At 62.4% G+C, this 25,947-nt stretch carries 20 protein-coding genes; 13 read left to right on the forward strand and 7 right to left on the reverse strand.

Going from position 1 to position 25,947, the window contains the following annotated elements; all coding sequences use genetic code 11:
• Window positions 1-3: 3 nt before the first annotated feature.
• The 5 genes from J0909_RS03895 to ada all read left to right on the forward strand — a co-directional run bounded on the left by J0909_RS03895 (window position 4) and on the right by ada (window position 4,363).
• Entirely contained in the window at window positions 4-1,425 is a 1,422-nt protein-coding gene (locus J0909_RS03895) for a sensor histidine kinase (protein ID WP_207260651.1), read from the forward strand.
• A 26-nt stretch (window positions 1,426-1,451) separates the two neighbouring features.
• A complete protein-coding gene (locus J0909_RS03900) occupies window positions 1,452-2,222 on the forward strand; it encodes a hypothetical protein (protein WP_207260652.1) in 771 nt (256 codons plus the stop codon).
• 52 nt (window positions 2,223-2,274) lie between these two features.
• Window positions 2,275-2,751, forward strand: coding sequence for a LysM peptidoglycan-binding domain-containing protein (locus J0909_RS03905; protein ID WP_207260654.1), 477 nt, complete (start codon window positions 2,275-2,277; stop codon window positions 2,749-2,751).
• Window positions 2,752-2,888: 137 nt separating this feature from the next.
• Window positions 2,889-3,257: a hypothetical protein gene (locus J0909_RS03910; protein ID WP_207260656.1), complete on the forward strand. Its 369-nt coding sequence runs from the start codon at window positions 2,889-2,891 to the stop codon at window positions 3,255-3,257.
• The gene (gene ada, locus J0909_RS03915) at window positions 3,254-4,363 is read left to right on the forward strand and encodes a bifunctional DNA-binding transcriptional regulator/O6-methylguanine-DNA methyltransferase Ada (RefSeq protein WP_207260658.1); all 1,110 of its coding nucleotides are present in this window, start codon (window positions 3,254-3,256) and stop codon (window positions 4,361-4,363) included. The genes J0909_RS03910 and ada overlap by 4 nt, the downstream gene beginning before the upstream one ends.
• Before the next feature lie 253 nt (window positions 4,364-4,616).
• Here the strand turns inward: ada and J0909_RS03920 are convergent, their stop codons facing one another.
• Window positions 4,617-4,949 (reverse strand): STAS domain-containing protein, encoded by a 333-nt coding sequence (locus J0909_RS03920; RefSeq protein WP_207260660.1) that lies wholly within the window; start codon window positions 4,947-4,949, stop codon window positions 4,617-4,619.
• An 18-nt stretch (window positions 4,950-4,967) separates the two neighbouring features.
• Window positions 4,968-7,568 carry a SpoIIE family protein phosphatase gene (locus J0909_RS03925; protein WP_207260663.1) on the reverse strand — a complete coding sequence of 867 codons (2,601 nt, stop codon included), beginning with the start codon at window positions 7,566-7,568 and terminating at the stop codon, window positions 4,968-4,970.
• A gap of 164 nt (window positions 7,569-7,732) precedes the next feature.
• Here J0909_RS03925 and J0909_RS03930 point away from each other — a divergent pair, with 164 nt between their 5' ends.
• Entirely contained in the window at window positions 7,733-10,261 is a 2,529-nt protein-coding gene (locus J0909_RS03930) for an ATP-binding cassette domain-containing protein (RefSeq protein ID WP_207260666.1), read from the forward strand.
• A 286-nt stretch (window positions 10,262-10,547) separates the two neighbouring features.
• Window positions 10,548-10,877: a carboxymuconolactone decarboxylase family protein gene (locus tag J0909_RS03935; protein ID WP_207260669.1), complete on the forward strand. Its 330-nt coding sequence runs from the start codon at window positions 10,548-10,550 to the stop codon at window positions 10,875-10,877.
• Window positions 10,878-10,954: 77 nt separating this feature from the next.
• On the opposite strand, the gene J0909_RS03940 is transcribed toward J0909_RS03935, so the two are convergent.
• A complete protein-coding gene (locus tag J0909_RS03940) occupies window positions 10,955-12,520 on the reverse strand; it encodes a glycosyltransferase family 2 protein (RefSeq protein WP_207260672.1) in 1,566 nt (521 codons plus the stop codon).
• The gene (locus J0909_RS03945; protein WP_207260675.1) at window positions 12,501-14,609 is read right to left on the reverse strand and encodes a glycosyltransferase; all 2,109 of its coding nucleotides are present in this window, start codon (window positions 14,607-14,609) and stop codon (window positions 12,501-12,503) included. The genes J0909_RS03940 and J0909_RS03945 overlap by 20 nt, the downstream gene beginning before the upstream one ends.
• 185 nt (window positions 14,610-14,794) lie before the next feature.
• Here J0909_RS03945 and J0909_RS03950 point away from each other — a divergent pair, with 185 nt between their 5' ends.
• Window positions 14,795-16,231: a sigma-54-dependent transcriptional regulator gene (locus J0909_RS03950; protein ID WP_207260678.1), complete on the forward strand. Its 1,437-nt coding sequence runs from the start codon at window positions 14,795-14,797 to the stop codon at window positions 16,229-16,231.
• 138 nt (window positions 16,232-16,369) lie between these two features.
• On the opposite strand, the gene J0909_RS03955 is transcribed toward J0909_RS03950, so the two are convergent.
• Window positions 16,370-17,542 (reverse strand): pyridoxal phosphate-dependent aminotransferase, encoded by a 1,173-nt coding sequence (locus J0909_RS03955; RefSeq protein ID WP_207260680.1) that lies wholly within the window; start codon window positions 17,540-17,542, stop codon window positions 16,370-16,372.
• On the opposite strand from J0909_RS03955, the gene J0909_RS03960 reads away from it, so the two are divergent.
• Together J0909_RS03960 and J0909_RS03965 are read left to right on the forward strand one after the other, a co-directional pair.
• Window positions 17,541-17,753, forward strand: coding sequence for a hypothetical protein (locus tag J0909_RS03960; RefSeq protein WP_207260682.1), 213 nt, complete (start codon window positions 17,541-17,543; stop codon window positions 17,751-17,753). The two genes, J0909_RS03955 and J0909_RS03960, sit on opposite strands and share 2 nt — an antisense overlap.
• Before the next feature lie 383 nt (window positions 17,754-18,136).
• The gene (locus tag J0909_RS03965) at window positions 18,137-20,389 is read left to right on the forward strand and encodes a vitamin B12-dependent ribonucleotide reductase (RefSeq protein WP_207260684.1); all 2,253 of its coding nucleotides are present in this window, start codon (window positions 18,137-18,139) and stop codon (window positions 20,387-20,389) included.
• A gap of 579 nt (window positions 20,390-20,968) precedes the next feature.
• Here the strand turns inward: J0909_RS03965 and J0909_RS03970 are convergent.
• Complete coding sequence (locus J0909_RS03970) at window positions 20,969-21,502, reverse strand: dihydrofolate reductase family protein (protein WP_207260686.1); 534 nt, start codon at window positions 21,500-21,502, stop codon at window positions 20,969-20,971.
• Between the two features lie 119 nt (window positions 21,503-21,621).
• Between J0909_RS03970 and J0909_RS03975 the strand changes: the two genes are divergently transcribed.
• Together J0909_RS03975 and J0909_RS03980 are read left to right on the forward strand one after the other, a co-directional pair.
• Window positions 21,622-22,188 carry a TetR/AcrR family transcriptional regulator gene (locus J0909_RS03975; protein WP_207260687.1) on the forward strand — a complete coding sequence of 189 codons (567 nt, stop codon included), beginning with the start codon at window positions 21,622-21,624 and terminating at the stop codon, window positions 22,186-22,188.
• 296 nt (window positions 22,189-22,484) lie between these two features.
• Window positions 22,485-23,570 (forward strand): linear amide C-N hydrolase, encoded by a 1,086-nt coding sequence (locus J0909_RS03980; RefSeq protein ID WP_207260689.1) that lies wholly within the window; start codon window positions 22,485-22,487, stop codon window positions 23,568-23,570.
• Window positions 23,571-23,729: 159 nt separating this feature from the next.
• Here the strand turns inward: J0909_RS03980 and J0909_RS03985 are convergent, their stop codons facing one another.
• Complete coding sequence (locus tag J0909_RS03985; RefSeq protein ID WP_207260693.1) at window positions 23,730-25,061, reverse strand: M48 family metalloprotease; 1,332 nt, start codon at window positions 25,059-25,061, stop codon at window positions 23,730-23,732.
• A gap of 164 nt (window positions 25,062-25,225) precedes the next feature.
• Here J0909_RS03985 and J0909_RS03990 point away from each other — a divergent pair, with 164 nt between their 5' ends.
• Window positions 25,226-25,942 carry a glutamine amidotransferase gene (locus J0909_RS03990; protein ID WP_207260695.1) on the forward strand — a complete coding sequence of 239 codons (717 nt, stop codon included), beginning with the start codon at window positions 25,226-25,228 and terminating at the stop codon, window positions 25,940-25,942.
• Window positions 25,943-25,947: the final 5 nt, after the last annotated feature.

The following is a 25,947-nucleotide window of genomic DNA, read 5'->3' on the forward strand; positions in this document are numbered from 1 at the left end:
CCATTGCTGAATAATCGAGAGGAAAGCGGCAGCCCGCTCCAGTTCGTCCGGGTCATCTCCTGGTCGCTGCTGGTCATCATTCTGAGCTTCAGTCTGCTGTTGTCGCTCTTCATCTCCAAATATGCGGAGCAGACCCTGCTCGAAAAGCAGGAGGCCTTCGCCCTGCTCCTGGCCGAAAACGTCAGCCACCAACTGTTCACCCGCTTCGTCATCCCCACGGTGCTGAAGTTCGGGGCCATCCGGCTGCGCAATGAGGACCAGGCCAACGCCATGGACAAGGTGGTCCGCTCGACCATCCACAGCTTCCACGTCTCATCCCTGCGCATCTACGACCACGAGGGGAACATTACCTATTCCCTGAACAAGGACGAGATCGGCAGCGACGGCAATGCCGACTACATGGTCAGGAAGACCTGGGACACCGAGGACTTCAGCGCGGAAATCCTGTCCAAGGTCTCCAAGATTGCCTCCCTGTTCCGGGTCAGCCTCGATCCCGGCTCCATGGTCCTGCGCGCCTACTACCCCCTGCGGGTCGAGCGCAGCCTGACCGACATCGAGTCCAACCCGATCATGGGCATCCTGGAATTCCAGCAGGACATCACCGCCGACTACCTGGCCACCCTCAACTTCGAGCGCTTGATCATCGCCTTCTCCCTGATCACCTCGCTGGTTCTCTTCTTCCTGGTCCTGACCGTGCTGCGCCGGGCCGAGCGGCTGAGCAACAAGCAATTGCGCGAACAGGAGCGGCTCATCTTCGAGCTGCAACAACAGGAGAAGCTGGCGGGCATGGGCCGCATGGTCGCGGGCGTGGCCCACGAAATCCGCAATCCGCTGGGGATCATCTGCTCCAGCTCCGAACTGATCCTCAAGAAAGCCAGAAAGGAAAACAGTTCGCACGTGCGCATCCTCGAAGCCCTGCACGAGGAGGCCAAACGGCTGTCGCGCACGGTCACGGAATTTCTGGACTACGCCCGACCCAAGAAACCGACCCTGCACGACGTGGACGTCAAGTCCATCCTCGAACAGGTGGTGGTCTTCATGGAGCCCGAGTGCGAGAAACTCGGCGTGACCGTGGACCGCGATTACGACGGCGACATGACGACCCGGGGCGACAAGGACCTGCTCTACCGCGCCTTCTACAACCTGGTGGCCAACGCGCTCCAGGCCATGAACGGCCCGGGCGAACTGTCCATCAGCGCGGCCAGGGGCGAAGAGGGGCTGCACGTAACCCTGGTCGATTCCGGCCCGGGCTTCGCCCCCGAGCACCTGGAGCGGGTGCGCGACCCGTTCTTCACCACCAAGGACACCGGGACCGGCCTGGGGCTGGCCCTGGTCTCGACCATCTTCGAGAGCCACGGCGCGGAAATGGCCCTGAGCAACGCCGAAGAGGGCGGCGCCCGGGTGGACGTCATCTTCCCCGCCTAAGTCCGCAACCAGGAGAGATACATAACATGTCCAAAGCATGGATACAGGCCAAGCACTCGGAATTCGTCCGGGACCTGTTCAAATTCTTCTGCCAGGCGTGCGACCAGTTGGAACGGCAGTTCATCCGCTTCGACGAGGACGGCACGGTGGAATTCGACGTCCTCAAGGACCTGGTCGGCGACGAGATGAACAAGGGACTGCTCTGGCGCATGAAGGACACGGCCCACCACGTTTTCCGCAACGACCCCCACGCCCAGTTGGGCGGGCAGTTCCTGGACTGGGCCCTGGGCTACATCTTCCACGAGACCCTGAAGCTCAAGGAGGACGCCTACCAGAAACAGAATTACGCGCCCTGGTTCCACCGTCTTTACGAAGGCGACCTGAACACCTCGGAAAAGGACGTCACCCAACAGCTCTTCCAGGTCCTCAACCAGACCGAGGAGTCCATGCGCCGCGAGATCGACCGCATCCGGTTCATCATCGCCAAAGGCCGCCAGTTGCTGCCCTACTACCTGCACCGCTACAGCGACAACATGCTGCTCGCCCGCTACATCTTCTCGCAGAACGAACTGGTCCGATCCGTGTTCGCCGACGAATACGACGGCCTGATCGCCGCCATCTACGGGGACGAGCCCGAACGCATGTACATCCTGGCCAGCCAGTCCCTGCGGCTGGGCGGATGGGTGGAGGAAGCGGCCCAGGCCGTGGATGAAGCCGTCCGGGAGAATCCGACCAGCAAAATGGTGTTGCAAGAAAAGAAAATTATTGATAATTGGTCCGATAGAACAACTACATGACCCGGTCTTTCGCCGGGAAATGTGAACCGTGATTCATATGAGGAGGCCGTGAATGAAAAAGCTGTTTTTACTGGCAATTGCCCTGTGCGTCGTGTTCGCCTGGGGCTGTTCCAAAAAAGTTCAGACCGAACCCGAAGTGGTTGTGGTCGAAGAAACGGAAGTCGTCGTCGAGCAGCCCGCACCCGCGCCCGTGGTTGATCCCATGGCCGTGTACAAGGCCGAATACGATGCCCTGCCCGTGACCCACACTGTGACCAAGGGCGAGTGCCTGTGGTGGATTTCCGAGTACAAGCATGTGTACAACGATCCCTTCATGTGGCCCTTGATCTACAAGGCCAACCGCGACAAGATCAAGAATCCCGACCTGATCTACCCCGGCCAGCAGTTTGATGTGCCCCGCTACGGGTTCGACCTTGAAGAAGTGAAGGCCTCCCGCAAGCAGGCCGGTGCCCCCTGGCAGGCTCTTGAGCCCGGACAGGACGCCGTCATTCCTGCGGAGATGCGCGCCGCGCTCGGCTACAGCTTCTAACGGCCCGCCTCACCAGCCATACAGACCCGCCCGTCCCTTCCGGACGGGCGGGTTTTCTGTTGGCGGGCGGGGCGGTTTCCGATTGCAACGCAAGAAACGGATGGTTAGGTGTACGGGCCTGGGGTATTCAAGACCCCATGCGTACCGAGACAGCCATCAGCCCAATGCACCCCGGTGACCGGGCCCTGCTCCCAACCCTCTCCGCCATCTGGGGCGGGTCGTTCTCTCTGAACGCCATAGCCCTGCGCGGCCTGGCCGCCCTGACCGCCGCGTTGCATCGGGCCGTCCGGCCCCACTTGCGTAGCCAGCCACAGTTCCCGATCCTCGGTAGCGAAGCGACCAACGCCAGCCTAGTCACGCTGTTCATTCCGTTCAGCGCCACAGCCCTGGGTATTGTCTTCCCGGGCGCCCCCTTCACCCCTTGCCTTTTTTTCGGCATACTCATCGTGTCCGGGGCCGCCCTGCTCATCGACGGGCGTCTCCGGCCGTCCCGGAGGCAATCATGACCCGTTACACCGACCGCGACGCCCGTTTACGGGCCGTGCTCCAACGCGACCGCGAGGCCGCCGACGCCTTCCGCTACGCCGTGCGCACCACCGGCGTCTACTGCCGTCCCGGCTGCCCGTCACGGACGCCCCGTCCCGAAAACATCGAATTTTTCGACACCCCGTCCCAGGCCGAGACCGCCGGATATCGCCCCTGCAAACGCTGCCGCCCTGACGACCCCGTCCACCGCGACATCGACTCCGACCGCGTGGTCCAGGCCTGCCGGGCCATGGAACGGACCCTCGACGAAGGCGGCGAGCCGCCCTCCCTGGGCGACCTGGCCCGAAACGCGGGTTTAAGTCCCGCCCACTTCCAACGCCTGTTCAAGGCCCGCGCGGGGGTCTCTCCCAAGGAGTACGCCCTGGCCCTGCGCGATGATCGCGTACGCGCCGCCCTGACCCGAGGTCTGTCCGTGACCGAGGCCATTTTTGAGGCGGGCTTCGGCTCGGCCAGCCGCTTCTATGAGCGCGCCGAGCGGACCTTGGGCATGTCCCCGTCCGTCTACCGCAAGGGCGGCCGTGGCCTGGTCATCCGCCATGCCGTGGCCGAATCCTTCCTCGGCCCGATCCTGGCCGGGGTCACCGACCGGGGCGTCTGCGCCATCGAGTTCGGCGAGACCGCCGAAGCCCTGGTCCAAGCCCTGCGCGACCGTTTTCCCGAGGCCGAACTGCGCGACGCCCGGACCGAGCTGACCCCGCTTCTGGCTGAGGTGGCCGACTTCATCGGCTGTCCCGGCCAGGGATTGGACCTGCCGTTGGACATTCTGGGCACCGCCTTCCAACAGCGCGTCTGGCGGGAATTGGCCCGCATCCCGGCGGGCGAGACCCGCACCTATGCCGACGTGGCCCGCGCCCTGGGCCAACCCAAGGGTGCCCGGGCCGTGGCTGCGGCCTGCGCCGCCAACCCCCTGGCTGTGGCCGTCCCCTGCCATCGCGTCCTGCGCAAATCCGGCGAACTGGCCGGATACCGATGGGGGGTGGAACGGAAGCAGGCCCTGCTCGACAGGGAACGGGAGGAAGCCTCTCCGGCAACCGGGAGCGGGGAAGGAAAAAACGCGGAGAAGTAACCGCCGCTCCCCGGTGAACGTCAGGTGGTTCCCCCCACGAAAAAAGGCCCCGCCGAATCCCGGCAGGGCCGCAAAAAACCTTTCTTCCTATCTGGAACGGGCGGCTCCCCCGCCGCGCCTGCACTCCCCGGAGCTTTCGAGAATGGGGCAGCCGCGCATCTCCTCCAGAGGGGCTCTCATCCTCACGCAGGCGGCTAGGCTGCGATGAAAGCATCCCGGGAGAAATATGCGGATGGCCCGCTCTCGAAAACCGCTACACCGCGCCCAAAGCCTCGGTGCGGGTGGGGTAGAGGGGAAAGATCTTGTCGTAGCCGGAGACCTCGAAGACCTCCTGGATGTAGTCCTTCACGCCGCAGATGGCCACCGTGCCCGAGTTCTTCTTGAGCCGCTGATAGGCCAAAACCAGGACGCGCAGGCCCGAACTGTTGATGTAGTCCAAGCCGGAAAAGTCGAACAGCAGCTTGGTGGTGCCGTCCTCCAGCAAACCCACGACCGTGTCCTCCAGGGTCTGGGTTCCCTCGCCGTCGAGATTGCCGTCCACGGCGAGGATGACCACTCCACCCTCTTCGATCTGATTCAATGCCATGCTCTCCCTCCAAAAGCCCTAGCCCTGCATCGGGCAATGGGTCTTGCTGATGTCCATGCCCTTGCGCAGCGTCAGGACGTTCTTGCCGTTTTCCCGTTTGTATTGGATGCCGTGCACCATGTTCTTGACCAGGTGGATGCCCAGGCCGCCCACGGGCTTGGTGCGATCTTCCAGGGGTATATCCAGTTCGGGAGGCGGGGCCTCCAGGATGTTGAAGGGCTCGGCGTCGTCCTCCACCCGGATGGTCAGTTGATCGCCTTCAAGGGCGATGGTCGCGTCGATGGGGTGCTCGTCGAAGTCGGCGTATCCGTAAGAAATGATGTTGGTGATCAATTCGTCCAGGACCAGGGTCAGGTGAAAGATAATCTTGGGGTGCAGACCATGTTCCATCCCGAAGGCCTCCACCTTGGGCTGGAAGCACTTGAAGCAATTTTCCTTGTTGGTCATGCGGAAGGATATGGAATGCCGCGCCATGGGCTTGCCGCTTGCTCCCTTCTTGACCACGACGACGGCGATGTCGTCCTCCTGGCCGTTGCCCTGAAAGGATTTCACCGCGGCCATCATGGCCAGACGAATATCCTCGGCTCTTTTATGGGCGTTCTCCCTGATGATGGCAAGCATTCTCTGCTTGCCGAACATCTGGCCGGTCGCGCTCCGGGCTTCCCAAACCCCGTCCGTGGCCATGACCAGGACCTCGCCCTCTTCGAGAGAAGTCTCGTTGGTCTCATAGGTGTAGTCCTCAATCACGCCCAACGGGAGGCCCTCGCCGTGCAGCTCGCCGAATTCGTCCGTGGCCGGGTTGTAGCGAATGGCCGGGTCATGTCCGGCCCGGACCCAGCGCACCCGATTCGAGCCCGCCGTGAGCTGGAGGTAGAACAGGGTCAGGAACCGGCCGGTGCCGTCCAGGTCGCGGCTGAGCACCCGGTTGATGGTCCCCACCCGCTGGTGCGGACTCATCTCGATGTCCGTCAGGGTGTGCAGTTGCCCCCTCGCCGTGGCCATGACCAGGGCCGAGGGCACGCCGTGGCCGGACACGTCACCGAGGACCACGGCCAGGCACGGCGGCTCATGGCCCGGGCAGACCTTGAGAAAATCGTAGTAGTCGCCGCCGGTCTTGTCGCAGTAGAGAATGCCGCCCGAGATGTCGAACCCGTCCAACTCCGGTTCCGCACCGGGCAGCAGCAGCCGCTGGACCTCCTGGGCCACTTCCATGATCCGGTTGAGATGCATGAGTTCCTTGAGCTGGGGCCCCATCTCGTTGATGGAGTTGATCAGGTCGTCGCGCTCGTCCCCGGTGTAGTGGTCAATGCGCGCGCCGAAGTCGCCCCGTGTCAGCTTCCGCGCCACTTCGACGATGGCGAAGATAGGCCTGGTGATGGCCCGCGAGCCAAACCAGGCGATGAGCCCGGTGATGAGCAGCATGACGCCGGAGATCACCGAGGACAGGGCGCGCACTTCGTCGAACAGCCCTTGCAGGGTGGCGTTCACTTCGTTGGGCAGCTTGGCCACCACGGCCTTGGGCGCGATGACCAAAAATGAAAAGGACTCGGCGGAAGCGAAGGCGCACAGCGAGGGTTTGCCCCGAAAGGTGACATCCACCACGCCCGAGTCGCGGGTGTCCATGGCATGCAGCAGGATTGCGTAGCCCACGGGCTCGTCAAAGGTCAGCCATTCCTGCTCCACAGCGCTCATCCAGTGGCGGCGGCCCTGCTCGTTGGGCTCCATCTGGACCAGGATGGGCAACCCCTTGTCCGTGGGCAGTCCCTCGGCGAGACGCTCCACCAGGAAGGTGCGCACCTTGCCCCCCCAGCGGGCTTCAAGCTGGTGGTCCGGCATCATGGCGTGGGCCGGGATATCGATGGACACGGCCCCGAGGAAGCGCCCGGTCGCGTCGCGCAAGGGATAGGCCACCGTATTGACAATGTACCGGGAGGCCGGGTCCACTCTGTGAAACCACTCGCACTTGTGCGACCCGCGGGCCCCGGCGTACCACTCCTGCGTCCTGGCGTCGTACATGGCGGGCAACCGGCCGTGTCCCGGGTAGGTCATCATCACGCCTGACTCCATGGCCACGTTGATCCAGAACGGGGCCGGGGGCAGATTTTGGAAGATGGTCCGGATAGCGGGCGCGGCCTTGAGCAAACGGCGCATCTCGGGCTCCACGGCCCGCTCGTCGACCGTCTGCGGCAGATGAAAGGTGGGGTGGTCGAAGCTGACCTGGATGAATTGCTGACCTTGGCCCATGGTCCGTCGGGCATACCCCTGGCGCCGGGCCGCATCGGGCGGCGTCAGGTCCGGGTCGCCGAAGTCGTTGGCCAAAAAGAGCGGTGAATCGTCCCCGGCCGGGCTCACGGACAAAGTGCCGTCCACCTCGCGGGCCACGCCGATGACCGCCAGACGCATGACCTCGGAACTCCGCTCCAGCAGGGTGAGCAGCGAGGAGGCCGTATATTTGAACTCGTCGGACATGATGCCCAGCAGTTCTTGCCGGGTCTGGTCCCCGGTTTTCTTCAGGACGTCCTGGGAGGCCTGGCTCATGAGCGTACGCGAAATGGCGATAGGCCCCAGGCTGAAGGCCAGGAGGACCACGAAGAATTTGACTCGAAGGGATATCTTCATACGTTTTCCGGACTGCTTCGCCGCCGTTGCGTCCCGCTTGCAGTTTGAGCACAGATGCGGGGAGAATGTCCACCGCCCGGGCCCCCATTTCCATTATAATGCTTGGAAAAGCCAACCGGAGCGTTTATACCCAAGCTATTGCGAACCCCAAAAACGGATGGGCCATGCCTCACCCCAACGACCAAAAACGCATCACCAAAACCTCCCTTTATTCCTGGGTGTTGTACAAGAGCATCCCGTTGCAGTTGGCCGTGGTGGGCATCATCGTGATCACCGTGGCCATGCGCGTGTTCCCGCTGGAAATGCAGAAGCGGATCATCAACCAGGCCATCGGCATGAAGGACGTCCCGGCCCTGTGGCGCTACTGCGCCCTGTACATCGGGTCCGTGACCCTGGCCGGAGTGCTCAAGTTCGCCATCAATCTGATGCAGGTCCATATCGGGGAGCGGGCGCTGAAGACCATCCGCGAACGGCTCTACGAACACCTTCTGTCCCTGCCCGTGCAATTCTATCGCCGCACCTCGCCCGGCAACGTCATCTCCTACCTGATCACCGAGTTCATCCCGGTAGCCAGCTTCATCGGCCAGGCCGTGGCCGTGCCCGCGGTGAACATCCTGACCTTCCTGGCCATGGCCGGATACATGATCAACCTGAACCCGACCATCGGGGTGATCTCCATCTCCATCTACCCGGTGGAGCTCTTCGTCCTGCCGCGCATCCAGAAGTATTTCCGCCGGGCCAACCGCCGCCGCATCAAACATACCCAGGCCCTTTCCGGGCTGGTGGGCGAGGCGGTCTCCGGCGTGCACGAGGTCCACTCCAATGCCTCCATTCCACTGGAGAAACAACGCTTTTCCAGAGTCCTGAACAAGCTTTACAGGGACACGGTGCTCCAGAACGGAATCAAGTTCGCCATCAAGTTCGTGAACAACTTTTTCATGAGCCTGGGCCCGTTCGTCCTCTTCCTCATCGGCGGCTGGTATGCCATCCAGGGCCGCTTCGACGTGGGCGCCATCGTGGCCTTCCTGTCGGCCTACGAGAAGCTCTACGATCCGTGGAAGGAGCTCATGGAGTTCTGGCAGGTCTACCAGGACAGCTCGGTCCGCTATCAGCAGATCATGCGCGCTTTCGACCACGCGCCCGAGTTCAAGCAGGTCACCGAAGGACGCGACCCCTACCACCTGGACAACGACGTGGAGATCCGCAACCTGTCCTTCGTGATCGGCGGCAACGTCCGGCTCCTGGACAACGTATCCCTGTCGGTCAAGGGCGGCGAGCACGTGGCCCTGGTCGGCTTTTCCGGCTCGGGCAAATCCACCCTGGCCCTGTGCGTGGCCCAGCTCTACAAATACACGGGCGGCTCGGTTCTGCTCGGCGGCCGCGAAGTTTCGGAACTGACCAAGCAGGACATCTCCTACAACCTCGGCATGGTCGCCCAGCACCCGTTCATCTTCGACGGCTCGGTCAAGGAGAACCTGCTCTACTCCTGCCGCTCCCTGGCCATGCAGGGCGGGCACTGTCCGGGCGGCGACGAGCCGAGCCTGGACGACCTGATCAAGATAACCCAACAGGTGGGGCTATTCACCGACGTGCTGGCCTTCGCCCTGCGCTCCCGCCTGGCCCCCGAAATGGACAGCGAAGCCCTCAAGGAGGCCATCCTGGCCTCGCGCAAGGAGTTCCAGGAAGGCGAGGCGGGCATGTACGCGGACGTGGCCGAGCACATCGAGATCTTCGACACCGACTCCTATTCCCGGTACATGACCGTGGCCGAAAACATCGCCTTCGGCGCGTCCAACGCCGAGCCTTTCGACCAGGAGCACCTGCACATTCACTGGGAATTTTTGGAATTTCTTGAGAGACACGGGCTGATGGCCCACCTGACCGTAATGGGCGAAACCCTGGCCAGGGTGATCACGGACGAACTCGGCCCGGAGCCCGATCACGAGGCCTTCCAGACCAGCCCCATCCCCGAGGCCGAGTACGGCGACTACCTGAAGGTGGCCAACCGGCTGGATTCGGGCGAACCCCTGTCCGAGGAGGAAAAGGGGCTGATCCTCAAGCTGGCCCTGGGCTACACCCCGGGCATCCACAAGGGGGTCCCCCTGGACAAGGGCTTCGTCAACCGCGTGGTCCGCTCCCGCGAGGATTTCATGACCCTGGTCACCGAACGCTACCCCGGAGCATTCACCTTCTTCACCCACGACAAGTACATCGATGCCCTGAACATCCAGGACAACATCCTGTTCGGCCGCGTGCGCACCGATGCCCAGGGAGCCGAGGAGGAGATCAACCACCGGATCATGCAGGCGCTGATCATGCAGGGGGCCCTGGAACCCGTGGTCGAGATGGGCCTCAACTTCCAGGTGGGGTCCATGGGCGACCGGCTGTCCGGTGGCCAGCGCCAGAAGGTGGCCCTGGCCCGAACCTTCCTCAAGGCGCCGCCCGTGCTCATCCTGGACGAGGCCACGGCCGCCCTGGACAATAAATCCCAGGCCCGGGTGCAGAATATCCTGACCTCCAACTGGAAGGGCAAGTCCACGGTCCTGGCGGTCATCCACCGGCTGGACATGCTGCCCTACTACGACAAGGTGGTGGTCCTCAAGGCGGGCCGCATCGTGGAACAAGGCGAGTATCAGGAGCTTCTTGACAAGAAGGGCGCGCTGTACGCCCTGATCCACGGCAGGGAAGAGTAACCGACGTTGTGCCCGAAGGGCCTCGCCCCACGCATCCCGTTATTGCTCCATGGGCGCGGTCTTGCCCGCCACGGGCCTGCGGTAACGCGCGGAATAGGTTGCTCATTTGTCAAAAACAGCAATGGAATTCTTCAGAAGTGAAATTTTTTTCTCTCTTTTTCCACTTTACAGGTCGTTTTTTTGAATGTACCCCAAGGGCAACCCAATCGGGACTCTCTCCCTCTCATAGGCCCGGTCCAGGAGAACGTCTCCTGGACCGGACTCTACTTACCAAGGAGACATAGCGATGCCGGAACCTGCTGAGAAAGCAACCGAACTTTTCCGTCAAATGAACAAGAACCGCCGGAACGTCTTCAAGGCGTACCAGGGGTTCACCGCCGCCATCAAGAAAGGCAGCGCCATCGAGGACAAATACCAGTCCCTGATCCTGATCGCCTGTTCCATCCTGACCCAATGCGACATGTGTATTTCGCTCCACGTGCAGAACGCGGTAACCTGCGGGGCCACCAAGGACGAAATCATCGATGCCGGACTCCTGGCCGTGGCCATGGGCGGCTCCCCCAAGATGATGCACATGCGCTACGTCTACGAAGAGCTCGACAAGCTCTACGAATAGAAGGCGAATCCGCACGCGACGAAACGGCGCGCCATGCTCGGGCATGGCGCGCCGTTTTTTTATTGTCCACCGCGTCCCTACAGGGTGTCCAGAAATTCGAGCTTTGCGAGAAGGTCGGCCTCGAGCAGGGCCTGTTCGGCCGCCAGGGAGGCGGCGATGTCGGCGCGGGAGTGCATGACCTGCATCTTGTACTTGTTCCCCAAGGCGTTGCCGAGTTCCGGGGCCGAGACCAGGGAGGCCGCGCCGGTGCGCTTCCGGTGGCGCACGGCCAGGTGTCCCTGGCAAACCGGGAAACGGCCCGCCTCGCACAGGCGCAAATCGTGCTCCATGTCGTCATATTGGGATGGGGAGAGATGAAGGGCGAAATCCCCGGAATCGAGGAGCGTCCGCGTGCGGAAAAGATGGCAGCACCCCGTGACCGAGGCACCGGGGCGCAGGAAGTCGAAGTCCCCGGCGTCCAAGGTCTGGACATGCAGGCCGCTCAGACTGAAGGGATTGGGGTCCAACCGGGTCAGATCAACGCGGGCCTCGGGGGCCATGACCAAATGGCTGTCAGCGCTCTGGATGCACAGGGGGTTGGCGTGATCCACCACCTTGCAGCCCCACACGCCCGCCTCGGGATAGCGCGCAACCGCCGCGCCGAGCCGTTCCAGCCAGTCCGGCGGCAGGGCCACATCGTCGTCCAGGTAGCAGACAAACTCGTACGCCCGGACCGCGTCCAGGTGGAACAGCCAATTGCGCGCGGCCGCCGCGCCCACGTTCACGGGCAGAGAAACGACGGTCAGGCGCCCTGTGCCGAGCCGGTCTACGAATGCCCTCTCCCGGCGGGCCAGGACCTCGGCGGTGCCGTCCGTGGAGCCGTTGTTCAGGACAAAGACGTCGGCTCCGGCCAGATCGGCGTCGAGCAGGGAAGCCAGGGTGGCGTCGAGCTCCTCCGCCTTGTTCCAGGAATAGAGCAGCACGGCGACGCGCCCGGGCAGGCGCACGCGCAAGGAGGCCACGCCGTCGAGGGCGTCGAAGGCGCGCAGGATCAGGTTGGCGTTCCACGGAGTCCGGCGGGCGGCCGCCAGAAGCGCCTCGGGCGACGGCTCGGGCCGGGAAAAAAGGGTCCGAACGCGGGCCGAGGCGGCGTCGAGGGATGGCCGGACGGCCTCGGGGGCAGCGGCTTCCAGGCAGCGGAAGACGAAATCCGGGTCATTATCCACCGAGCCGACGGTCACGGCCTGCTCGCGCCAGAACAGGTTGCCGGGTTCGCCGGCCACGGCCTTTTCCAGGAAATTACGGGTTCGGACAAAGTCGCGGGCCCCCAGCAGCCCGAGAAACGGTGTGGCGTCGGCGGGACGGCGCCAATGGGCGGACAGGACGCGCAGCCGGGCCACCGCTTCCGGGGTGAGGAGCGCGGCGGCGGGCGCCGAACCGAGGATCTCGGCGGCCAGTCCGCCATCCAGGGGATGCTCCCCGGCCAGGACGCACAAGGCGTCGCGGGCCACGGGAGCCAGTTCGGCCCGACCGGTACGCAGGCAGTGCCCGGCCACGTCGAGCAGATGGGACTTGCCCACGAATCCCAGGCGCAACAGCGCCTTGAGGTCGTCGGGCAGGCCGCGCCAGAAGGCGGTCGATGAATCAGTGCGCCTCGTGCTCATAAGGATGCTCCTCGATGTCGGCGGGCCCGGGCACGGCCGCTTCCTCCACGGCCAGAGGCTCGTACAGGCGCTCGCCCATATAGATGCGCATAAGGTTGCGTCCCTTGGCCTCGGGCGTAAGCAGCGTGCGCACCACCCGGCGGCCCGCCAGCCCCATGGTGTAGCGTTTGAGCGGGTCCTCGGCCAGCAGGCGCATCTTTTCGGCCAGGCAGTCCGCATCCTCGGAGGCGCAGAGAAAACCGTTGACCCCGTCACGGACCACCTCGGGGATGCCGCCCACCGATGTGCACACGGCGGGCAGGCCGAGATCGAACCCTTCCAGCAGCGAATTGGGCAGGCTCTCCATGCGCGAGGAGATCACCTGAACATCGGCGAAGCGCAATTCGTCCAGGACTTCGCCATGACCGAGCTTGCCCGTATTGCGGTAGCGCTCCGCGACCCGCGGGGTAAGCACGTCCGCGAATCCCCGGAGCTGGACGTCGGTCACGCCCACGCCCACGAACTCCAGGTCGCGCGCGCCCTCCTCGCAAAGACGGTCGGCGGCCTTCAGGAAGACGTCGAAGCCCTTGATGGCCGCTCCGTTGCCCACATAGACATACCGCGTGCCACGCTTCTTGCGCGGCTTGGGCTCGCCAAAATCCGGCCCGGCGTAGGCGTTGTAGACCACGTTCAGGAGCTTGCCGCGCACCCAATGGCGACGCAGGATCTCGGCGCAACGGGCCGAATTGGCGATGACCCCGTCGGACAACGCGGTCCACAGGAAAAATACGGCATTGGGCCGGGATATGACGCCCCGGTTGATGAACAGCTTGAACTTCGCGCCCAGGAGCCGTGCCAGCACGCCCATCTTGTACGCCCGGTTGTGGAAGGTGTGGACCACGTCGATGGATTTGTCCCGGACCAGTTCCTTGAGGAACTTCCCGGCCTTGGCGTATTGTTGGAAACCGTCGAAGCGAATGACCTCCACGTCCAGCCCGTCAAGGGCCCCATTGATGGCCGAATCCGGGGTCACCAGGGCATAGACCTTCACGCCCATGCCTGCCATGGCCTCGATGTTGTTGACCATCTGGCGGCTGCCCCCGGACAGCTTGGTGGAGTCCGTGGCATAGAGCACGGAATCGACTTCCGGCTTCTTGCGGAATTTCTTGAAAAAGATGCGCGCCGACACGGTGCCCGAGTACATGCGCAACCGGTTTTGGACCCAACGGCCGTCCTTGTGGGCGGCCACCCCCAGACGGTTGAGCCGGAATGGATCCGTGCCCCGGGCGTTGGGCCCGCGCTCCAAAGTGAAGGCCCCGACGTACCCGGCCGCCTTCAACTCGGACTCGGAAACCGGGTCGAACTGTCCCCACGGCCAGCAAAAAAGCTGCTCGTCCCAGCCGTTCAGTTCACGGATGCGCTCCAGGCTCTTGCGCAGATCCCGGCGGCAGAACTGGCGGCGTTCCTCCTCGGAGCGCTTGACGAAACGCGGCCCGCCGGTCCCGTCGAACCTCGGCCAGAATCCGTCATAGACATAGGCGCTGCCCGGGCTGAAGGTCGGCCATTCGTCATTATAGCCGGGGTAAATGGCCCAGCCGCCCCAGTGCGTTATCCCGTCCCCGAGCCGTCCGTCCGGCTCCAGGCTCCGGTACGCGGCCTGGTGGCGGCAGCCGTGCGCGAAGACCTCCATGCCCTTGCCGAGCATGGCCCCAATCTCGGCCTCGTTGAGGAACTGCGAAAGATCGCCGTCCCGGAAGGCGGTTAGGAAGGCCTCCCGCATGCGCAGCATCGTGGGCGCCGTCTTCGCGTCACGGACGACACCCGGCAAGGTAAAGTCCGTGAGGGCGAAAAACGTCCCGGTCATGCCCCGCTTCTCAAGCTCGGGGACCACGGTGATCCAGTTGGATACATGGCCGTCGTCGAAGGTCAGGACCAGGGACCGCTTCGGGGGGCGCATCTCGCCGCGCGTCACGGCCAACAGATCACGGGCCGAGATGGTCCGCCAGCCCGCGTCGAGCATGGCGTCGAGATGCTCGCGAAACATTTCGGGCGTATGCCCGTTCACGTCGGACACGTTGTGATAGCAAAGGACAGGTATGGATATGCTCATCGTTCTCTTATCTCGTTTGCGCTCAAGCCCCCGAGAAGTAGCAGATGGGCGGGACCGGGGCAAGAAAGGAAGAGCGGGCGCGGACAGCGGCCAGGGCGTGTCTGGCGGCCCCCCCCAAGCCCGGTTTGGGGACAACCACGCGAACCTCTTGTAAACTTTCCAACTTGCCGATAATAGGAATGACCATGTCGGCAAAAACAGTCCTTTTCATAGCGGAACCACAATCCGTGACCGCCATCTTCCCGACCTTGCAAAAGGCCGGGTTGCAGGCCGGACTGGCCGACAACCTCAACGGTGCCCTGGGATTCATCCGAAAGTCCAACCCCTGCCTGGTCTTCTGCCGCCCGAAGCTGCAGGGATTCGACGCCAGGGCGCTCCTGGAGAAGGCGGACGGGATCGACGAGTTCCCGCCGGTGGTCGTCTTCGCGGCCTCCGGCAGCGCCGAGCAGGCCACGGAATTTCTCGAACTCGGGGCGCGCGACTACTGGATCGAACCCCTGGTTTGGGAAAAGATCAAACTCATCCTGCCCCCCGACGCCCCCGAGCCCGAACCGGAACCCGCGACCGCGCCCTGCCCGCCCAAGGCCGAGCACAGGCCGTCCGGCAACGGCTCGCCCAAAGGCCGGTTCCAGATCATCGGCCGCCACATCGCCGTCCTGCGCGTGCTGGCCCTGGCCAAGCAGGTGGCCGGATCCAAGGCCACGGTACTCATCTCCGGCGAGTCCGGCACCGGCAAGGAGATGTTCGCCCGCTATCTGCACCACAACTCCGACCGCGCGGACAAGCCGTTCGTCGCCATCAACTGCGCGGCCCTGCCCGAACACCTCCTGGAAAGCGAGTTGTTCGGCCACGAAAAGGGCGCGTTCACCGGGGCCATCAACCGCAAGCTCGGCAAGTTCGAACTGGCCGACGGCGGAACCATTCTGCTCGACGAGATCACCGAGATGGACCTGGGGCTCCAGGCCAAGCTGCTGCGCGTGTTGCAGGAGTCCGAGTTCGACAGAGTGGGCGGCGTGGACACGGTCAAGGTGGATGTGCGCGTCCTGGCCACCACCAACCGACGCATCGAGGAAACGGTCAAGGAAGGCAAATTCCGCCAGGATCTCTATTACCGGCTGAACGTCATCCCGCTGGCCCTGCCCGCCCTCAAGGACCGGGGCGACGACGTACTCCTGCTGGCCGAATTCTTCACCAAAAAATTCACTGCGGCCTATGGCCTGGGCGGCCTCGCCTTCACCGATGAAGCCAGGAAATGGCTCATGAACTACGACTGGCCGGGCAACGTGCGTGAGCTGCAAAACCTCATGGAACGAGCCGTGCTCCTGGCGGGCGCGGGTCCCATCCGGCCGCGCCATTTCCTCATGGGCGACGAGCAATGGACCCCGGACGACCTGTCGGCCATCGACGCCGATCAACAGGCCGCCTGCGAGACCGCGCCGCCCGCCACGCCGGACGAGGCCATGTCGGTCATGCCGCTGCACGAGATGGAAAAACGGCTCATCCTCAAAAGCCTGGAGGAGACCACCGGCAACCGCACCCGGGCCGCCGAACTCCTGGGCATCTCCGTGCGCACCCTGCGCAACAAGCTCAACGAATACAAAAAACAGGGCCTGGAAATCTAGGCCGACGGCCGAAGCCGCCCCGGATGCTGGGCAACGGGCCTTGTCCGCGCCTGCACCGGGCTGTCCGCTCCGCGCAAAAAAGGCCGCCCCGAGGGACGGCCTTGCAGATTCGTTTCCGATTCCCGGAAGCGGACCGGGCTATTTGCCCAACAGAACCGAGCCGACCTTGTCCAGAGCCGACTTCAGGACTTCGTCGTCCACGGCGTAGGAGAAGCGGATGCACTTGTCGTCGCCGAAGGCCGAGCCGGGCACCAGGGCCACGCCCACCTTTTCGAGAATCCGGGTACACATGGCCGCCGAGTCCGGCATCTCCTCGGTGTAGAACTTGTCCAGCACCGGGAAGAGATAAAACGCTCCGTCGGGCTTGGGGCAGGGCGCCCCCCAGCCGGTGATGATCTCGTAGGCCATGTCGCGGCGGCGGACAAAGGACTTCTTCATCTCGTCCACCACCTCCCACGGACCGGTCAGGGCGGCCAGGGCCGCGCGCTGGGTAATGGAGTTGATGTTGGACGTGGACTGGCCCTGAATCTTGGTCATGGCCTTGATCAGGTCCTCGTGGGCCAGGGCCTGGCCCACGCGCCAGCCGGTCATGCAGAACGACTTGGACAGCGCGCCCACGATGGCGATGGTCTCGGGATACGCCTCCCAGGTCTTGGCCAGGGAGACGGGTTCGAACGGAGCGTAGACCAGCCGGTCGTAGACCTCGTCGGAAATGATGAAGATGCCGTTCTTGCGCGCCCACTCGGCGATGGCCTCCAGTTGGGCCTGGGTGTAGCAGCAGCCCGTGGGATTGGACGGCGAGTTGAGGATGAGCACCCGGGTCCTGTCCGTGCGGACGGCCTCCAGCCCTTCCAGGGTGACCAGGTAGCCGTCTTCGGCCGTGGTCGGCGCGAACACGGACACACCGTCGGCCAATTGAACCATGGCCGGATAGCTGACCCAGTAGGGGGCCGGGATGATCACCTCGTCGCCGGGGTTCACCAGGGCCATGAGCAGGTTGTACAGGACCTGCTTGCCGCCGTTGCTGACGATGGTGTTGGCCGCTTCGGCCCGGGCGCCGTAGAACCGGCCGTAATACCCGGCCACGGCCTCGCGCAGTTCGGGAATGCCGGGCACCGCCGTGTACCGGGTGAAGCCTTCGTCCAAAGCCGCCTTGGCCGCCTCGCAGACGTGGGCCGGCGTACGGAAATCAGGCTGCCCCACGGCCAGGCTGATGATCTCGCGCCCCTGGGCCTGGAGCTCCTGAGCCTTGGTGTTCACTGCCAATGTGGCGGACGGCTTGATCCTTGCCAGACGTTCGGAAATTCGCATGGGAAAGCTCACTTTAAGTATGATTGATGTACGGGGTCGATGGCTTGCCAATAGACAAAAACCCATCGAAGGTAAATCGGGTTTTCCCACATCGGCGAAAAAAGTTGCCGCGACGCTTGACCTGTCTATAGGTTCACAGGGCAGCCATGGTCACGCAATCCCAAACGCAAAAGAGAAAAAACCATGGCGGCATTCTCCCCCGAACGGCTGACGGTATCGGCCGAAATGCGTTTCGCCCGCCCGGCGGAAGTCATTTGGCCCCCGCTCCGCCGGGAAATGGGCATCCATCGACGTCTCCCCGGATTCTACGGATGCGAATTCCACGCCTTCCCCAAAGAGCAACCCTCCCGGCCTTCCGGCAACGGAATCGCCGCCCCGAATCGACGCGAGACAAAACAAGACTAATTATCACCTGGCGTTTGCCCGGGAGCTCCCGGTGCGTGCGGGCTCCCGGTTTTTTGTCCGGCAAAACGAATTTTGACTGGCGTTTCCAGACCTGTTTCTGTAGTCTAGATATTCTCTAGCGCCAATATATTTCGTCATTGCGCTTTTCAATAATTCCAAAGAATTTCAAACAGTTACAAAGGTTTTCGAATGTCAGAATTCAAAATGCCCGCCCATCTTCCAGACCCGATCATCAATGAAAACGCAAAGATAGTTTTGCAACGCCGGTACCAGCGCAAGGACACGGAAGGCGTGGTCTACGAGACGGTCAAGGAGTTGTTCTGGAGAGTGGCCTCGGCCATCGCCGCCGAGGAGGCCAAGTACGAGAATTCCACCACCAAGCCCGCCAAGCTGGCCCGGGATTTCTACGACTTGATGACCTCCTACCGCTTCCTGCCCAACTCCCCCACCCTGATGAACGCGGGCACCGACCTGGGCCAATTGGCGGCCTGCTTCGTCCTGCCCGTGGAAGACGACATCGAGGGCATTTTCGACGCGGTCAAGCACGCGGCCATGATCCATAAGTCCGGCGGCGGCACGGGCTTCGCCTTCTCCCGCCTGCGGGCCAAGGATTCGGTGGTCGGCTCCACCGGCGGCGTGGCCTCCGGCCCCTTGTCCTTCCTCAAGATATTCAACTGCGCCACCGAGCAGATCAAGCAGGGCGGCACCCGGCGCGGAGCCAACATGGGCATCCTGCGCATCGACCACCCGGACATCATGGAGTTCATCAAGGCCAAGGAGCGCGACGGCGAGTTGAACAACTTCAACCTGTCCGTCGGCCTGACCGAACCCTTCATGCAGGCCGTGCAGGAAAAGGCCGACTACAATCTGATCGCGCCCAACTCCGGCGAGATCGTGGGCACCCTGAACGCCCGCGAGGTCTTCAACATCCTGGTCCAGAAGGCCTGGGAGTCCGGCGACCCGGGCATCGTTTTCCTGGACCGCATCAACCGCGACAATCCGACCCCGGCGCTGGGCGAGATCGAGTCCACCAACCCGTGCGGCGAACAGCCCCTGCTGCCCTACGAGGCGTGCAACCTCGGCTCCATCAACCTGGGCAAATGCTTCGCCAAGGGCAAAAACGGCAAGGATTCGGAGATTGACTGGGACGAGCTCAAGCGCATCATCCACCTGTCCGTACGCTTCCTGGACAACGTCATCGACGCCTCGGTCTATCCCCTGCCGCAGATCACCGAAATGGTCGGCAAGAACCGCAAGATCGGCTTGGGCGTCATGGGCTGGGCCGACCTGCTCTACCAATTGCAGATTCCCTACAATTCCCAGACCGCCGTGGACATGGCCGAGCGGGTCATGAAATTCGTCCAGACCGAATCGCGCAGCGCCTCCAAGCAGTTGGCGGCCGAGCGCGGCCAGTTCCCGGCCTACCCCGAATCCACCTTCGGCCAGGTCAACCTCGGGCCGTACCGCAACGCCACGACCACGACCATCGCGCCCACCGGCACCCTGTCGATCATCGCGGGCTGCTCGTCCGGCGTGGAACCGCTCTTCGCCCTGTCCTTCGTGCGCAACGTCATGGACAACGACAAGCTGGTCGAGACCAACCCGTACTTCGAGGCCGCCCTGAAGGCCGCCGATGCCTATTCCGGCAAGCTCATGGAGGAAATAGCCAAGGTCGGCTCCATCAAGAAGATGGACCACCTGCCCGAGCACTTGCGCCAGGTCTACGTGACCTCCATGGACATCGAGCCCATCTGGCACCTCAAGATGCAGGCCGCTTTCCAGAAATACACGGACAACGCGGTCTCCAAGACCGTCAACCTGCCCAATTCCGCCACCAAGGAAGACATCTGGGATATCTACTGGAAGGCCTATGAATACGGCTGCAAGGGAGTGACCGTGTACCGCGACGGCTCCAAGACCTCCCAGGTCCTGTGCACCGGCGACGGCGACAAGAAAAAGGAACAGACCGCGCTGAAGAGCCGCTCCATCGTCAAAGACCGCCCGGACGTCATCTACGGGTTCACCCAGAAGATCCCCACCGGCCTGGGCATGCTCTTCCTGACCGTCAACGAGGTGGACAACAAGCCCTTCGAGGTCTTCGCCACCATCGGCAAATCCGGCGGGTCCATCACCGCCAAGGCCGAGGCCATCGGCCGCCTGGTCTCCCTGGCCCTGCGCTCCGGCGTGGAGGTCCGCGAGATCGTCGAGCAGCTCAAGGGCATCGGCGGCGAGAATCCGAAATTCATGAAGAAGCACCTGGTCAAGTCCATCCCGGACGCCATCGCCTACGTGTTCGAATCCCGCTACCTGAGCGGCGACCACGTGGACGGCCAGGTCGCCTCCCTCAACCGGGAACTCTGCCCCGAATGCGGCGAACCCCTGGTCTTCGAGGAAGGCTGCCACATCTGCAAATCCTGCGCGTACACCAAGTGCGGCGGCTAATGCCGACGCTTGGAAAGCTGAGGAGAGGCCTTACAAAGCGGCATCATGCAGGAACCGCACAAGGCTCATTTTGATGATAGACCATGCCCCCATCTCGATGGGGGCATGGCTATTAAAACGCGCAAGCTGTCTTGTACTGGACGTTCATGTGCCGCATGAGCGGCAAAGTCGGCATACCCTCGACGGCATTGCCAAGACGACGAACCCGATCAGGATTTTCTTCAGGGGCAGACTGTTTCCTGGTTTGTAGGCAGTTGGGTGAATCAACACACCCCAACGTGGGACACGCAGGTTCCTCCTCGGTCTCGGGCCGCCGCAGCTCCCGCAACTTGACGCAAATCCTTTGGTCATTCCCCGCGACTTCCGGAAGGGGTATTTTGCGTGTCCGCGCTTCGAGCGGAAAATGTTGATTATGCCTGTGGTCACCGAGAGACTTTGCTGACTCTTACACGGCGCGACTCCATGGAAAAGTCAATAAGGGCAAGCCACTGCCGCAATATCCCAAAACCCCGGTGAAGAGTTTATCTTTTCTTTTTCCCGTGGTCGTCGGTATCAAAGGGGACCATGCACATATCCACTTTACCGCTTGCGCCTATAGTGGGACTGAACGAGATTTTTCAACAGCACTTCACTGCTGATCAGTTCAAATTGCATGTGATCGGGAAGGTCTCCAAACAAAAGGGTGCCACCTCCTATCAATATGGGGACTTGGGTCACGATCAGTTCGTCAATCATGTCTTCGGCCAAAAAATTTTGAATGAGCTTCCCCCCGTCGATGTAGATGTCTGTGAAACCCTGATCGTTTAATCTTTCCACTACGCCGTGAATATCTCCTGAGACTATCTCGGCTTTACCGGCCAAAGAGCCGGGGAGTGCCGAGATCGACGAACTCAGCACAAAAACAGGTTTTGAATATGGCCATGGACCATCGAATCCAAGGACGACATCCATTGTCTTTCGTCCCATCAAAATCGCATCCACGCTCTCCATGAACGGGACAAAACCAAGATCATGGCCTTCACGGTTCGGAACGGTTTCAAGAAATTCAAGACCGCCGTTGCGATCTGCTATGTATCCATCCATGCTGGTTCCGACAAAGACTTTGTTCGACACGATACTGCCTTCCTGAGAAGGGGATAGCCGTCAAAAGCTGCGGCTTTCGCCTTGATTGTTGGTATGGTTTACGCTTATTTCTACTATGTAGAATATGATCCCGAAACCAAGGAGTCAACGTGTCAAAAGCAAGAAGAAGGGGACGCCCGAAGCTGGGCCAACAAAAATTATCTGCGCAAGCGATCTTGTTTAGCGCACAGGATCTTCTCCAGAACAGCGGGAAGGTTCCAAGCATCCGTATGATCGCTGACGACCTGAACGTGGACCCCATGGCTATTTATCACTATTTTCCCAATAAATCCGCCTTGCTTGAAGGCGTGACGGTCAATCTAATGGAAAGCATTTACTCCCCACGCCCGGATGGGGAATGGAAAGAGGAATTGGTGCTGCTCTGTCAAAGCTATGTGAGCCTGCTGATACGATATTCCGGGTTGCTCGAAACCGTATTGTCCATGACCAACACTGGACCAGCCGATGTGTTCATTGCCAGGTTCAACACCATCACAGCCACTCTTACTCTGCCAAAAGAGAGCAAGAAGGACAGTTTGGATTTGTTGGCTGATTATCTGCACGGCTTCACCCTGTCTGCTCACTGTGCTCCCATGGAAGCATCATTGAGCATGGATATGCTGGATGGACCTTTGCGGTTTTATATCAAGGCGTTGGCCACGTGCCAAAACCTGTGACAAAAAATCGACCTGGCAAGCTGACTACCGCTTGATTTTCTTTGATTTGTGCATTCCCGACATACTGTCGTTACAAAGGGTTTCCCCTCCCCTTCTTCCGCCCCCCGGGCGTTTCCTCCTTCGGGCACCTGATTCCGCATGGAGGCCTCCCCAATCTCAAAATTACCGAATCTTCGGTTGCATAATCATCGTTGCAATACGTATTCTCTTTCCGGGGGATGCCCTTCGGCTAAACGCCGGGCATCCCTTGTACGTTTATGCGTTTTTCACCACGGAACATGAAAGGAGTTAATACAATGCATCACCTGACAATCCTGGGAATCCTGGCGGGGCTGATCCTCTTTGCCGCCGTCTCGGTGGTCCACCCCCGCGAGGCTTCGGCCTGTAGCCGGGCCACCTATCTCGGACCCGAAGACATCGTCATCACCACGCGCTCAAACGACTGGCTGGGCTCCCAGCACTCGAACATCTGGATCTATCCCAAAGGACTCGAACGGGACGGCAACGCCGGCGCCGATTCGCTGCAATGGACGTCGAAGTACGGCAGCGTGACGGTGGGGGGTTGGGATGCGACCACCATCGACGGCATGAACGAGGCGGGCCTGGTGGCCAACGTCCTCTATCTGACCGAATCCGATTACGGAAGCCCCGTCCCCGGCAAAAAGGCCCTCTCCCTGTCCGCCTGGGGCCAATACGTGCTGGACAACTTCGCCACCACGAAAGAGGCGGTGGAGGCCATGAAGAAGTCCCCGTTTTACATTGTCGCGCCCAGCACCCCCGACGGCCAGGCCGGGACGGCGCACCTGTCGATATCCGACCCGAGCGGGGACTCCGCCATATTCGAGTACCTCGACGGCCGCATGGTCATCCACCACGGCCGCAAGTTCCAGGTCATGACGAACTCCCCGACCTACGACCAGCAGCTGGCTCTGACCGCTTACTGGGACAACATCGGCGGAACCACCATGCTTCCCGGCACCAACCGGGCGAGCGACCGGTTCGTCCGCGCCTCCTTCTACGTGAAGGCGATTCCGCAAACCACCGACATCAACGAGGCGCTGGCCAGCGCATTCGGCGTGATCCGCAACGTCTCCGTTCCCCTGGGTATCTCCACGCCGGGCCAGCCCAACATCAGTTCGACCCAATGGCGCACGGTTTCCGACCAGAAAAACAAGGTCTATTACTTCGAATCGCCGCGCAGCCCGTACATCTTCTGGATTCCGTTGGACGAACTCGATTTCTCGGCGAAAGCCCCGGTGCGGACGATCCGCCTCACCGCAGGGTCCGTGCTGCTGGTTGACGGCAAGCCGTTCGCCGGAAACGCCGCCGGCCTTGGCGAAGTGGCGAAACCGTTTCCGTTCCTGAAGGCCGAGGCGAAATAGGCCCTCTCGACCCGCGCCTCACGACCGGGAAGGCGGGGCATCAACAACGCCCCACCTTCCCGGAATTTCCACCGATTCAGGCGACAACCCGCCACAAAAAAAGGGAGCCGAAAGGCTCCCTCTCCGCTCCCTCTGCGGACGGTGACGTCCGCCCCCGGATTATTGCGCATAGCCCCACTCGACCAGGCGATTGTAGGCGTGCTGGGCCTGGCTGCCCGAGTTCACCTGCCGGAGGAACTTGTAGTAGGCCTGGGCCGCCTCCCGGCGATGACCCATGCCCTCCTGGGCGAAGCCCATGTAGAAGCCCGCGTAGGGGTTGCCGGGCAAGGCCTTGTCGTAGGCCTCGAAGCTGGCGTAGGCCTTGTCGTATTGCTTGGCCTTGAGCTGGAGCACGCCCGCTACCTGACTGGCCTGAGCCTCCCCGGGATAGACCTCCCGGGCATGTTCGGCATAGGGCATGGCTGCACTATATTTCTCCTGTGCTATCAACAGCTTGGACATGATCAGGAGGCCCGTATAATCATTGGGGGCCAGCCCCAGGGCCCGATCCATCTTTTTCTCGGCTTCACCGTATTTCTTCTCGCCGCCGAGTTTTTCCGCATCCTGCATGTCCCGGATGGCCGGACCGAGCTTGCGCAGGTCTACGGTATTGTCCATGTACCGTTCGCGGTAGAAAGCGTACTTCTTGGCCCCGTAATATTTCTTGCTCACGGCCTGACGCGCCGTGGCCAACCGTTCGGAACTCATGGGGTGGGTGGCGAACATGACCTCCAGGGCGCTCGGCTCGCGGGAATGCTGTTCGTTGAGCATCTCCATGAGCCCGACCATGCCCTCGGGGTTGTAACCGGCGCGGGTCATGTACTCCAGCCCCAGGGCGTCGGCCTGCCGCTCGTCGTCGCGGCTGTAGGAGGCCAGGAGCAGCCCGGCCCCGAGCCCGCCCAGACCGCCAGCCAGGGACCCCAAGGTCCCGCCGTACTTGGCCCCGATGGCCGCCCCGCCCAGGGAAGCCAGCCCGCCCACGACCATCTGCGAACTCATGCGCGAGGCCGTGTGCCGGGCGTTGACGTGCCCGATCTCGTGCCCGAGCAGCCCGGCCATCTCGGCCTCGTTGTCCACGTTGAGCAGGATGCCGCGCGTGCAGGCCACGGTCCCGCCGGGGAAGGCGTAGGCATTGACGTAGTTGGCGTTGACCACGTGAAAATTGTACGGCATCTGCGGTCGGTGGGAGACCCCGGCCAAGGACCGGCCCACCCCGGACACGTAGTCGTTCAGCGAGGTGTCCATGGTGGTGCCGTAGTCGTTGGACAATTGCTGCGGCGAGGCCTGGCGATCCATCCGGATCTCCTGGTCCTCGCTGACCAGCATGAACTGGCTCTGGCCCGTGACCGGATTCTTGGCACACCCCGTCACCCCCAAAGCGGCCGCAGTCATGGCCCCGGCCTTGAGGAACTCCCGCCGGGACATCCCGGTACGTCGTTTAATCGATTGCATTCGCGTCTCCCGATGCTTTGCCCTGTCTGTAGCGCAGGTACGGCCCCGAGTTCAACCCCGCGCCGCCCCGGCCGTCGCCCGGCGGGGGGGGCGGTTGACAACCTGTCCCCCTTATGACAACATTCCATAATACATTAACTTAACTACATTTTTGCAGGACAAATATGGCAAAAATACTGATCGTGAAGACGGGTGGGACCTTTGCGGAGTATGCGGCATCCCATGGCGACTTTGAGAACTGGACCGCCACAGGCATGGGCCTTGCGCCCGACCAATGGGAATGCGTCAATGTCCAGGCTGGGAGAACCCTGCCCGCCCCGAACGGCTATGCCGGGGCCGTCATCACGGGCTCCCACGACATGGTCACGGACAGGCTGGACTGGATGCGGGACACAGAGGCATGGATTCGCCGGGCCGTGGAGGCGGGACTGCCCATGCTCGGCATCTGCTTCGGCCACCAGATCCTGGCCACCGCCCTGGGCGGCGAGTCGGGCTTCCACCCCAACGGCCTGGAGATGGGCGTGGTGGACATCGCCGTGACCGAGGCGGGCCGCGAAGATGTACTCCTCGGACCGCTGGCCCCGTCCTTCAAAGGCAATATGGCGCACTCCCAGACCGTGCTGCGGCTCCCGGAAAATGCGACCCTGCTGGCCACGGGAAGCCACGAGCCGCACCAATCCTACCGCGTCGGCAAACATGTGTGGGGGGTCCAATTCCATCCCGAGTTCAACGCCGACGTGATCCGCCTGTACCGCCGGGACCAGCGCGACAAGGCCATAGCCGAAGGCCGGAACCCGGAGGCCCTGCGCATCGAGGCGGCCGACACACCAAAGTCGGCCACGCTGCTCAAGCGTTTCGCGGCCTATTGCCTGACCCGCTGATGCGA

Source organism: Desulfovibrio sp. Huiquan2017 (assembly GCF_017351175.1).
Classification (GTDB): Bacteria; Desulfobacterota; Desulfovibrionia; order Desulfovibrionales; family Desulfovibrionaceae; genus Pseudodesulfovibrio.